The organism is Arachidicoccus sp. (assembly GCF_050436765.1).
Lineage (GTDB): Bacteria > Bacteroidota > Bacteroidia > Chitinophagales > Chitinophagaceae > Arachidicoccus.
Window position 1 is genome coordinate 1 of the sequence record NZ_JBNQGD010000087.1, and the last position, 3,415, is coordinate 3,415.

Annotated in this window: 3 protein-coding genes; all 3 read right to left on the bottom strand. The window is 39.3% G+C overall.

The features are described 5' to 3' along the window. Positions 1-50: 50 nt before the first annotated feature. Complete coding sequence (locus tag ACQR30_RS03675) at positions 51-494, bottom strand: SRPBCC family protein (protein WP_429731418.1); 444 nt, start codon at positions 492-494, stop codon at positions 51-53. Positions 495-504: 10 nt separating this feature from the next. Beyond that, positions 505-1,371 (bottom strand): DUF4097 family beta strand repeat-containing protein, encoded by an 867-nt coding sequence (locus tag ACQR30_RS03680; protein WP_429731420.1) that lies wholly within the window; start codon positions 1,369-1,371, stop codon positions 505-507. Positions 1,372-1,458: 87 nt separating this feature from the next. Continuing rightward, on the bottom strand, positions 1,459-3,415 hold a 1,957-nt coding region (locus ACQR30_RS03685; protein ID WP_429731423.1), incomplete at its 5' end, for an alpha-amylase family glycosyl hydrolase.

Consider the following 3,415-nt stretch of genomic DNA (forward strand, 5'->3'; position numbering starts at 1 on the left):
AACCGGCAATTTATCGTTGAAAAAAAAAGTCGTTAAGGAAGTCTAAAAAATTACTTCTTGCCTTTATTTTGTATATAATCGACCAGGTTTTTACCTATAATTTGGTGCCACCCAATGCTAAAATTCTCTTTTGTTAAATCCGGGTAAATATCCCCTCTAAAAGATTCTAACTTACTATGCATCAGTATTAATAAAGTTTCAGAATTTCTCGCATATAACTCAAAACTCAACAAAGAATTACCTGGGTATCCTCCAAACTTCCATTCATAGCTTATTTTCTTTAAAGGTATCACTTCATCCACCTTCCAAACATGTAGGTATTCCATCCCATTATTCTCTACAGTGAATTTCGTTTCAAAACCCACTACAGGATCAAAAGATTGCAGCATAGGAAAATACCATTCTCTCATTTCGTCAAATGAAGTAATAGCACTCCAAACATTTTCAATTGAAGCATTAAAAACTTGTTCCACAATTAATGGTTCACTATTCATTTTCTGAAAATCAATTTAAAGAAATATTGCCTGAAACTGTATTAGCAACAATCGTTTTGCCCCCACCATTAATCGTCCCTTCCATATGATGATCTGATTTTTGAGAAAAAGAAACAGCATTAAAATTGTTCGCATTGAGGTCACCACTAACAGAACTCAGGTCAATATTGGCTCCTAAAGTATTAGGCATTTTTAAAACAACGTCACCGGAAACAGATTTCACATGAATATCGTCCCCTACAGTTTTTATTTGCAAATGGATATCGCCACTCACGGTGTGTACATCAGAGATGCTACCAATATTATCCCCCGTTATATCGCCGGAAGTAGAGCCCGCTTCGACATTTTCGGCAATATCTTGTAATTCTATATCTCCGCTGACAGCAGAGACTTTGACGCTAGCCAATTTTTGCAATGTCATATCACCGCTTACATTATCCACCTGGACGGCTACGGAAGGAAGTGTATGAATCGAAACCTGAAAACTCAAACCATTATCAGAAAAAATGCGATCAACTTTAGGTTTGATGGAAATATACAATTCACCATCTTCCAACAAGGTTATTTGAATATTATAATATTTATTGGCACGTTCTTGCAACTGCTGCGCAGAAAGTGAAGCAATACCGCTTCCGTTTACATGCAAAGTCACATAGGCCCTGTCCGTTGCATCACCAACAATATGTATATCGGAGCTGATTAAATCTGCCTGAACATTTTTCACGGAAGAGGCCATAAAATATTTGGTTTCCAGCAGAATATATTTTGAGCCGGATTCAAAAGAAACAGATTCTTCCGTACGGTGACGGCCGCCATTCATTTGAATACAGGAGTTGAGCAATAATGCGCAACCTATTATTAAAAATATCTTTTTCATTGGCGTTTCTTTTAGTAAAGATAATTTTTAATACCATAATTCTTTACACCGCTCATCACAAAATCATTGACAGGATGATGCTTAATCTTATTCTGCCAACTTGTTATTGCTATATACATGATATTCACCCGGAGCAAGCGTTACAGGAATAGTAAGCATAGCAACATTCAGATTGGGGCCGCCAAAATTATCGTACCAGGTGCCGATACTGGGGAAAGTGATATTCACGGTTTGTGGCACTACATCAAAATTGCCAATAACCTCAACATTAACTCCATCTTCACCAAGCAACTGAATCCACTTCACGGCACCGTTAAGACTTGTCGTAAAGGTGCTAGTCGTGAAAACTGGGTTCTTTATTTTATAATGAATCAGTTTTGTGTAGACATTATATAGCCCAACACGATCCGGATCCTGCATATAATTCCAGAGAGGCGGCTGATCACTTAACCTTTTGCTATTAGCGGAGCCATTAAGATTGTCATAATCAGGACCTGTTGTAGCATCATCGTATCCGCGCTCACCAAACATCCACATCATTTTAGGGCCAGGAACACTAAACAAGAATGTCGCTAACATGGCATCACGCTGCAAACCCGTTGCCAAAGTTTTTATGCTGTAGCTGCCATTGCTATTTCCATACTGACCATTCTTAAATTGCACACGAACTTCATCATGACTTTCTACGTAAGTCATCAAACCTGTGGGCTCCGTTATACCAAAATTTTCATAGGACATACTTGACAGATCCCAAACCGGCCCCACGGCATAACCCATCGCAGCCTGTGTTCCGGCAGAATTCTGGTTATTCCAACTTATCATCCCCTGCTTTGCCAAAGCATCTACTTCCTTTGGCTCGGCAAATTCTTCCAGGATCAGATACAAGGACGGGTCGATACTCTTTAAATAGGTGTTTAAAGTTGTCAGGTTTTGTACGCGTTGTGCATCGTACGCTGTCCATAAACTTCCGTTTGCATTTGAGTTAGTTTCCGTAAAGCCATTTGCCTGATCAAAACGATAGCCATCGATATGATATTGCTGTACCCAATATTTCAATACATTTTTCGCAAAGTTCATCGTGGCAGGCTTTTGATAATTTAGTTGATAGCCCACACCATACGGATGTGTCATAATAGAGTCTAACCACGGATTATTTTTGGTAGGTGTATTTGTTGTAGCATTCCAATACATCTGGGCCAAGGGTGAAGAACCAAATTGGTCTTCTAAAACAATATCCTGTATCACTGCAATACCACGCGCATGACATGCATCTACAAAAGCTTTGTAGTTATAAGGCGTGCCATAATATTTATCTAAAGCAAACATAAAATTAGTATTGTAACCCCAGGAATCATTGCCTTCAAATTCATTCACCGGCAACAATTCAATTGCATTTACTCCAAGTCTCGCAATATAATCCAAAGTATCTGTCAACGTTTTATAATCGTGGGTAGCTACAAAATCGCGGATCAACAATTCATAAACTACCAGGTTTTTGGGGTTGGGCCTTGTAAAACTAGTCGCTTGCCAATTGTAAGCTGTGGGCTGCGCCTGCATTACACTTACAATGGCGCCATTCGCCTTTGCGGGAAAAGCAGGAATATTCGGATAAACACTTGCAGGAATATATTTATCATTATTCTTATCCAAAATCATGTGCGAATAGGGATCAGCTATATACAAAGAACCATCAATATAATATTGATAAGCATACTCTTTTGTCGGGTCAAGATTGTCAACTTCTACCCACCAGTGTGTACCATCGGTAGAATTAGTCATTTTGTAAGCAGCGCTTGCCGTCCAGTTATTAAAATCACCAATCACATAAACCGAAGTTTTACCAGGAGCGTATAAATCGAATATGGCCGAGGTCCCATTATTGATAAAAGTAACCCCATCTGCCGCCCCTGACGGCACATCTTTTTTAGCAGAATCTACCGTTGGTGGAGGCGGTTTTGGAACCGATGGTTTCTTGGAACAGCCCACCATCATGCCCAAGCACAACAACAGTAACCAGAAACTAATGTTTAGCGTTATTTTGTTT

Coding starts and splice junctions, on each gene's coding strand:
- ACQR30_RS03675 (WP_429731418.1), bottom strand. CDS start 494: ATGAATAGTGAACCATTAATTGTGGAACAAGTTTTTAATGCTTCAATT.
- ACQR30_RS03680 (WP_429731420.1), bottom strand. CDS start 1,371: ATGAAAAAGATATTTTTAATAATAGGTTGCGCATTATTGCTCAACTCC.